The organism is Pseudomonas gregormendelii, assembly GCF_017114825.1.
GTDB classification, from domain to species: Bacteria; Pseudomonadota; Gammaproteobacteria; order Pseudomonadales; family Pseudomonadaceae; genus Aquipseudomonas; species Aquipseudomonas gregormendelii.
Genome location: NZ_JADEVO010000073.1, coordinates 1 through 7,252, shown reverse-complemented (window position 1 = coordinate 7,252; position 7,252 = coordinate 1). Strand labels below are relative to the sequence as shown.

Sequence of the window (7,252 nt, the reverse complement as noted above, 5' to 3'; positions counted from 1 at the left end):
CGATATCAGCCATTTTTTGATGCATCGCTACAACTGGATTCGGCCTCACCAATTCAACGAGGGGTTGGCACCAGCGCGGGCCGAGGAAAAACTTAACGTCGTGTCCGGGATTAGTTGACCACTACAATCACCAAATAGCTAGGCAACGCTGCGAAAAGCAGAGAAGTACGGTTGAAGTGGAAACTTCCGCAGAGCATATCGAAGTCGCTACTAGGTCCACCAATGCGATGGGTGGGGACGGCACCTCCATTGGTGATTCTCGGCGATTTTGGCGATATCGGCGCCGCGGTGTTGCCCAAGCTTAGCATCACATGGGGAGCCCCTGTCGGTAGGAGCAAGATGTTACCCGCGCGCATTGGCACACTTTTGCCGTCGGGGAAATCGACGCGACATTGTCCCACTAACACGATGTGATAAGGCGCTTTTCCCAGTGGTTCCTGTTCATGCTCGCGGGCCCAATCGCCCTCAAATTGACAGTGCAAATTGAGGCTTCCGCGCACGTTGGCCAAACTGATGAGCTTTTCTATCGAATTCATTTTGAGTTGCTCGCGACAAAAAGTGAGCCGTTCGAACAAACGTGAACCTCGTCTTTGTAGAAAACTGAGCGTGTCGAAACAGTACAACCCAACCCCGCTCAGGAGCTTAATCAATGTTCGTAAACTGGTCTGAAATGCTGCCTACCATCCAAAAAGCTTTTGGCTCACTGGGCAAAAGTAATCCAAAAATGGTCAAGGCCTATATGGCCCTCGCCGAGGCCTCCTCTGAAAACAACGTTCTGGATGCCAAGACGCGTGAGCTGATTTCGATAGCCGTCGCTGTCACTACGCGTTGCGATGGCTGTATCGGTGCTCACACCGATGAGGCAATCAAGGCTGGCGCGAGTCGTGAAGAAATTGCCGCTACCCTGGCTACCGCGGTCCAGATGAACGCAGGTGCTGCGTATATCTACTCACTGCGCACCCTGGAAGCGTATGATACATTGAAAAAATAGCATGCTAAATAGTAGAGCTGCCCCGAGCACTTTAGTGTGCCGGGGCTTTTTATTTTAAATATGAAATGAAAGTGAATACATTTTCATTGAAAAAAATGTTTTCACGCGGAAATGCGGCAATGCACTAATATGGGAGGCCTCCAGCTTTCAAAATAATTGTGCTCAGTTGTTTTGTTTAATGTACTGCAAGTTTAGCTCTCTCGCTGTACGCATCAATAGTAAGACAGGTGTAAGCAATTATTTTGCGGCGTGGAGCAATCGTATTGGTTACACCGTAAGGCGGCTGCGAAACTATACCTTTTGTCGCCAATTGGGTGTTCGCATCGTCCATTCATTAGCACCCTCAAAATACAAGCTAACCTGATATTGAAGGTGAATTGAGATCTATGAATCAGCTTTGGCTGACGTTCAACAACACCTATGGCTACTCCTCTGCGTAGCGTTTCATCGGTAAAGAGGCTGCGGCCATGCAGTGCTTGAAGATGTTTTGATGGCGCTTGTTCTGATTGATGGAAGCAAGCACACCGATTACTTCGCGAGCTACCGGCTAGTCCTGCCAAATCTTACTAGAGGAAATACCATGAAGCTCTTGTTTACTCTTTTCTTGACCATTGCGGCCAGTGGCGCGTATGCCTCAGCCGATGTGCAAACATCTCGCACCGGCGTTCCGACTGACGTAGCAAAAATACTCAGCGTTACAGACATCCGGTTTGCCTGTGGGATCGTGCCTGTTGAAATGGTGTATCAGGACTCTCAGGGGGCGCGACGTGTAGCAACGTATATGGAGGAAGGGGGCGGTTGTCAGACCAATTAAAGGTTCTGCGCAGGCACTATTTTTCCTTGGCGATTGGGGCTGGTAATTACGCAGCCCCGGTCGTCTGAGAATGAGAGGTAACCGCAAAAAACACTGCTTGAATGCCATGCCGGGCCTACACTGCATCGTGGAACGTTTGCACCCGATGGACCTAATAATAAGCACGCTTAGAACTGGAGTCACGGAAGCGACAGAGTGAGCTGCCTACGTACGTTCATTCGCCACCAGTGACCATCATGAATAATGCCTCAAGTGTTTACCCGACCGTGCCGTCGCAAGATTTCAGCAGTTCTTGTCACTATGCGTGGGGCTGTGAATCATGACCATTCCCTTGAAAATCTCTCCGGGGGTCCAGAACCCTCACGTACTCACGTTCGGCCAGTTCCAACTGTTTCCGTCACAGAGGCTGTTGCTCAAAAACGGAGAGCACATCGAGTTGGGTAGCCGAGCTTTAGACGTGCTCATCGCTCTCGTCGCCCACGCCGGTGAAGTGATTACCACCCGCGACCTTGTTCAGAGGGTGTGGAAGGGCGTAGTGGTGGACGAAAGCTGCATACGTGTACATATTTCTGCATTGCGCAAAGCTTTGTCGTGTCCTGAAACCAGCACGAGTTATGTGATTAATGTTCCGGGGCGCGGTTATAGCTTTGTGGCACCCGTTACCGTTCCCACCGATACCGAAAACTCGGCCGCAATGCAGTCGATACCGGCGGGTGAGTTACCTCCGCGCCTGGTGCGCATGGTAGGTCGTGACGACACCGTGAAGGCGATCTCAGGCCTAATAAAGCAACATCGATTCGTCACTATTAGCGGTCTGGGAGGGATGGGTAAAACAACCGCAGCGATAGCGGTTGCTCACCATTTCAGATCGCAATTTGAAGGCATGGTTATCTTTCTGGATCTGAGTGCAATTACAGATTCCAGCATGCTGCCTGGAACTCTCGCGGCCGCAGTGGGTGTGCAGTACCAGGAAGCCGAGCCACTGCAAACGTTAGTGGGCCTCATACGAGATATGCGTCTGTTGGTCGTGTTCGATAGCTGTGACCACGTAATCGATGCTGTCACTTGTTTGGCAGAAACGCTTTTTGGGCAAGCAGAGCAAACTCACATTTTAGTCACCAGCCGAGAACCATTACGAGCGGAGGGCGAACATATTTACCGCTTGGGCTCTCTGGCCTGTCCACCAGAGCAAGCGGAGCTGAAAGCCACCGATGCTATGACATTCTCCGCCGTGCAGTTGTTCGTTGAACGTGTCGCTCACAATCAAGGTGCGTATACCCTTAGCGACAACGATGCTCCGGTGGTGGCTCACATCTGTCGAAAACTCGACGGCATCGCGTTAGCAATTGAACTGGGTGCCGGCCAGGTTCCAGCATACGGGATTCAGGGTATCGCTGAACTGCTCAAAAATCGATTTAGCCTATTTTGGGAAGGGCGCCGCAACGCGATGTCTCGTCACCAAACGCTAAACGCAATGATCGATTGGAGCTACGATCTCTTGTCTGCAAACGAAGCGATGGTGCTACGCCGGTTATCCGTTCTGACTGGCAAATTCTCATTAGAGGTAGCAACCCAAGTGGTAGCTCCTCACGGCCATGAGATGATGGTTATCGATGCGATAGGGCGATTGGTGACAAAGTCATTGGTCTTGGCCGAGAGCAATAATTGCTTGATGTGCTACCGGCTCCCTTACACGACTAGGGCTTACGCGCTTGAGAAATTACACGGCGCGGGTGAGTTTGACTCGACAACTGAACGCCATGCTATCTACCTGGTTTCGCTGCTTGAGCGTCTTAACGTGCAAGGCGAAGCGCTTCCGGATTACGAGCGCATTCAACGTTATATAGAGTATCTAGGAAACATCTGCGCAACGCTTGATTGGACTTTTTCGGAGTCAGGGAATCTTTCTCTTGGCATTCGTCTCGCTGCATCTTCAGCGCCTTTATTCTTGGGGTTGTCCATGCTCGATGAGTGTCGTCGGTGGAGTGGGCGAGCCCTTGCCGCCGGGGTATGCCAACCCAATGGTCTCCCTCAAGAAACTGTTTGGCAGGAAGCGCTCGCAATCGCCACCATGTTTGCTTTAGGAAAACCTCATTCTGGGAATCCGGCCAACGGTATTAGCAAGGTATTTGACGAGAACCTAGGCGACACTCTTCGTCAGCTCAGATTATTGGGTGGCTCAAGCAATACCCTCGCGTGGAGTGCGGAGCAGCAAGAGTTCCAACCCTCGACTCTTCAGGCAATGACGTTGAGTGATAAAATTACAGATCCTAAGGGCATTGCCATGATGCAGTGGATGCTGGGGGATGCTAATCAATACGCCATAAAACATGAGTCGTCTGGGCAGGATTCTCGTGCCGGCTGGAACCTATATTCTTCACAATCTGTAGGAGACGAATTCTCGTTTAGCTATGACTATCGAGTTCGAGCATTGTCATCTCTTGCTAGGATTTCTTGGTTGCGCGGATACCCGGATCAAGCGCTTCAGCTCGCTCGACAAGCATTACATCGAGCTAATCATCTGCGCCATCCTGCAACCATTTGCCTGGCGCTTATCTACGTGTCTACGGTATTTCTCTGGACGGGCGATTGGAGTGCCGCCCGGCAGACAATTGATCAGCTGAATTCGACTGCCAAGCTCAATTTCTTCGAGCCTGAGTTGGCAGTAGGGTTGGGCCTCGAAGGCATACTTTTGTATTCCCAAGGAAATGTTGAAGAGGGTGTTCAACAGTTGCATGGTTGCCTGAGCTTGTTAAGCGTAGAGAACCATCAAGTTCTGGCCACAATGTTTATCAGATGCCTTTCGGAGGGTTTTGCTGCTACAGGTAGATTTGATAATGCGTTGGAAATCATTTGCGGGGCAATGGAGATGATTGAAAACATCGGAGAGACCTTCGATACTCCGGAAATTTTGCGAGTTGCCGCGGACCTCTATGCAGCTCGGCCAGACCCAGACTATGAGCTAGCCGAGCAATATCTATACCGCTCTCTGGCCTGTGCCGAGCGGCAAGCTGCGTTGGCTTGGGAGCTACGGACGGCAACTTCGTTGACTAGGCTGCATCTAAAGCAAGGTCGTATTACCGAGGCTGGAAAATTGCTTCATACGGTTTTTGGAAAGTTTTCTGAGGGCTATGACACCCTGGATATGCGTGAGGCCAGATTGTTATTGGAATCATTGAGTCTACGGACTACTCCTTGCCAATAGGAAATCCTGCCACAGGGCTTAACATATTCCTGAGGCAGGATTTTTATCTAAGCCTTGCCTTCCATCATTGCGACGACTTCATCTGTAGTCCACACAGCATTTGCCATGAAGCGGTAATTGATAATCGCAGCTAGGTAGCCGTCACCCTCGGGTAACTTGGGCCCCGCTACGGCGTCTCGTACCACTGCTACCTCAAACCCTTGTTCAAGCAGTTCACGCATGTGAGATTCCACACAGAGGTTCGCTAACATGCCGGTCAGGATGACTTGATCGACGAGTTGTTTACGCAGCTGTAGGTTTAGGTCGTTGACCTGTGGGCCGTACAGTTTGTGGGGCGAACAAAGAAACGTCTTACCGTCCATGATGTACGGCTTGAACTCCGGCATGAAATCGCTTCCTGAATTCTCAAATGCCGCCACGTCTAACTCGTTTTTGCGATCATCAAAAAGCTTCATATCGTGTTGCATGGCTTCGACTGGGGCCTGAATTTTCCAGTGATGGTCCGTTCCCCAGTACCAATGCGGCGAGATAGCGACCGTCATGCCTGCTGCTTTAGCCGCTTTGAATAGACGCAGCAGATTGGGGACTAGATTCTGCTCCGTCACACTTTCACCCGTCATCGGCCAGGCCTTGCCTTTAGGACTCATGAAGTCGATTTGCGGGTCGATGACCACCAGAGCAGTGCGCGAAAGGTCGAGCTTCATCGTCGACTTCGGGAGCGCTGGGTTCTTGGGAGCAGCATATTTTTCGAGATTGGATTGTGCGGGTTTGTCCGCTGCCATTGCTGAAGGGATAGCGCTTGCCGCTACGGCGGCAGCAGCACCCATGACGAATGAGCGTCTGCCGAGGGGTAGGAATTTTTCAGACATGATATCTCTCCAATAATTTACGACGTTCAGCTATGAAGGAATGCCAGTAAATCCTTGTTGAGTTGTTCCCTGTGGGTCTCAGTCAGACCATGGGGCGCGCCCGCATACACTTTGAGATTTGCGCTAGGGACCAGTTTTTTAGAGGCTCTGCCGGCGGCATCGATAGGCACAATCTGATCGTCGTCACCATGGACGATGAGCGTCGGTTTATCGAATTTTTTAAGGTCTTCGGTGAAGTCGGTTTCTGAAAACGCTTTAATGGAATCGAATGTGTTTTTGAAACCTCCGACCATTCCCTGTCTCCACCAGGAATCAATCATGCCTTGAGAGGTTTTAGCCCCGGGCCGGTTGAATCCATAAAATGGTCCCGCAGGGATATCTTTGAACAACTGCGATCGGTCAGCGATCATCCCTGCACGAATACCATCGAATACATCAATGGGAAGTCCCCCTGGATTCGCGGCTGTTTTGAGCATGAGCGGAGGCACTGACGAGATCAGGCAAATCTTCGCAACGCGGGATGTGCCATGCCGCCCTACATATCGTGCAACTTCGCCGCCACCGGTGGAAAAGCCCATGACTGTGACGTTTTTCAGATTCAGCGTATTGATCACAGTGGCAAGATCATCTGCGTAATGATCCATGTCATTGCCGTCCCAAGGTTGGCTAGAACGACCATGCCCGCGTCGGTCATGCGCGATAACGCGGAAGCCTTGGTTTGCGAGAAAGAAAGCTTGGCCATCCCAACTATCCGAGTCGAGTGGCCAGCCATGGCTAAGCGTCACTACCGGCCCGTTTTTTGGTCCCCAATCTTTGTAATAAAGCACCACACCTTCACTGTTAGTAATTGTATTGGATGTCATGGCATGAGATCCCGATTCAGGTTTTGATGGCGAGGCAGTTTGTGCCTGTGCCGCTTTGGGTAGCATTGATACAAGGGCCACGCCTATCCCTGTCATTACGAGGCCGCGGCGTACTGCTGCATCTTGAGAAAGCACGGATTTGTCTGTCATTTTTGCTCCGAGAGCCTGGTTGTGCGATCAGGTGTTCTTGATCTGAATAATGAGCGGCGTTCGGATAGCACTATGGGCGCGAGATTCTCGCGAAACGAGTTAAAAGATGTGAAACGGTGTGATGAAGTGCTAAACGCAAAGATAGCAATATTTGCAAAAATAGTTATGACTAGTTTGTATTAATTTATTTTAGAGGTTGAGTGGATGCACTAAGAGTCGATCTTAAAGACAGCGTGTTGCCGCTGACCGAAAACTGACCCAGTAGGGGCTGTTCTGCCGACTGAAAACTGACCCAGGTGTTCAACTGCTTCTGCTCACTTTTTGAGCAGGAGAACACAGGGTGATCAGCATGGAAATGTT

5 protein-coding genes and 1 pseudogene are annotated in these 7,252 nt (G+C 50.8%); 3 read left to right on the top strand and 3 right to left on the bottom strand.

Features of this window, described 5'->3' with window-relative positions:
- Positions 1-125: 125 nt before the first annotated feature.
- A pseudogene (locus tag IMW75_RS26355) lies at positions 126-536 on the bottom strand (cupin domain-containing protein); the annotation flags it as partial.
- Between the two features lie 113 nt (positions 537-649).
- On the opposite strand from IMW75_RS26355, the gene IMW75_RS26350 reads away from it, so the two are divergent.
- The 3 genes from IMW75_RS26350 (at position 650) to IMW75_RS26340 (ending at position 5,010) form a co-directional block, all read left to right on the top strand.
- The gene (locus IMW75_RS26350; RefSeq protein WP_205894255.1) at positions 650-991 is read left to right on the top strand and encodes a carboxymuconolactone decarboxylase family protein; all 342 of its coding nucleotides are present in this window, start codon (positions 650-652) and stop codon (positions 989-991) included.
- 580 nt (positions 992-1,571) lie between these two features.
- Positions 1,572-1,805, top strand: coding sequence for a DUF2790 domain-containing protein (locus IMW75_RS26345; protein WP_205894254.1), 234 nt, complete (start codon positions 1,572-1,574; stop codon positions 1,803-1,805).
- A 319-nt stretch (positions 1,806-2,124) separates the two neighbouring features.
- Positions 2,125-5,010: an ATP-binding protein gene (locus tag IMW75_RS26340; protein WP_205894253.1), complete on the top strand. Its 2,886-nt coding sequence runs from the start codon at positions 2,125-2,127 to the stop codon at positions 5,008-5,010.
- Positions 5,011-5,057: 47 nt separating this feature from the next.
- Here IMW75_RS26340 and IMW75_RS26335 read toward each other — a convergent pair whose 3' ends face one another.
- Positions 5,058-5,792 carry a cysteine hydrolase family protein gene (locus tag IMW75_RS26335; protein ID WP_205894257.1) on the bottom strand — a complete coding sequence of 245 codons (735 nt, stop codon included), beginning with the start codon at positions 5,790-5,792 and terminating at the stop codon, positions 5,058-5,060.
- 113 nt (positions 5,793-5,905) lie between these two features.
- On the bottom strand, positions 5,906-6,838 hold the full coding sequence (locus IMW75_RS26330; RefSeq protein ID WP_407013073.1) for an alpha/beta fold hydrolase: 933 nt from the start codon (positions 6,836-6,838) through the stop codon (positions 5,906-5,908).
- Positions 6,839-7,252: the final 414 nt, after the last annotated feature.

Excerpts from the sequence above, each read along its gene's own strand:
- IMW75_RS26330 (WP_407013073.1), bottom strand. The coding sequence starts at position 6,838 with ATGACAGGGATAGGCGTGGCCCTTGTATCAATGCTACCCAAAGCGGCA.
- IMW75_RS26345 (WP_205894254.1), top strand. The coding sequence starts at position 1,572 with ATGAAGCTCTTGTTTACTCTTTTCTTGACCATTGCGGCCAGTGGCGCG.
- IMW75_RS26340 (WP_205894253.1), top strand. The coding sequence starts at position 2,125 with ATGACCATTCCCTTGAAAATCTCTCCGGGGGTCCAGAACCCTCACGTA.
- IMW75_RS26350 (WP_205894255.1), top strand. The coding sequence starts at position 650 with ATGTTCGTAAACTGGTCTGAAATGCTGCCTACCATCCAAAAAGCTTTT.
- IMW75_RS26335 (WP_205894257.1), bottom strand. The coding sequence starts at position 5,792 with ATGGCAGCGGACAAACCCGCACAATCCAATCTCGAAAAATATGCTGCT.